Raw genomic sequence first — 578 nt, forward strand, 5'->3', positions numbered from 1 at the left:
ATAGGAAACCGGGTTTCCTTTAAACGCCAACCACGGCCCGAGGCCGTGGTTGGTATTGCACGCAAGCGGATATTAGCTGGCGCGCGGGCACAGTTCTTCGTCGGAGAAGAAGTAGGCCAGTTCGCGGGCGGCTGACTCGGTGGAGTCAGAACCATGGACCGCGTTTGCATCGATTGTTTCCGCAAAATCTGCACGGATAGTGCCGGCTTCGGCTTCTTTCGGGTTGGTAGCACCCATCAGATCACGGTTTTTGGCAACCGCGTCTTCGCCTTCCAGAACCTGTACAACCACAGGACCGCTGGTCATGAAGCCCACCAGATCCTTGAAGAAAGGACGCTCTTTGTGCTCAGCGTAGAAGCCGCCCGCCTTTTCGTCGCTCAGGTGTACCATTTTCATGGCAACCACGCTCAGGCCAGCCTTCTCGAAACGGGTAACGATTTCGCCGATCACGTTCTTGGCCACGGCATCAGGCTTGATGATAGAGAGTGTGCGCTCAACAGCCATCAGTCAGTTCACTCCAGATTTGCGTTAAATGTGGTCCTCGGCAACAGCAAGGGCTGTCCGGGGCAATGACAGGG

The 578-nt window shown here is 56.1% G+C and carries 1 protein-coding gene; it reads right to left on the reverse strand.

Translation table 11 applies throughout. The features are described from left to right. Positions 1-72: 72 nt before the first annotated feature. Complete coding sequence (gene ndk / locus A3754_RS04940) at positions 73-504, reverse strand: nucleoside-diphosphate kinase (protein ID WP_007148916.1); 432 nt, start codon at positions 502-504, stop codon at positions 73-75. Between the last annotated feature and the right edge of the window lie 74 nt (positions 505-578).

This window comes from Alcanivorax sp. HI0083 (assembly GCF_001635175.1).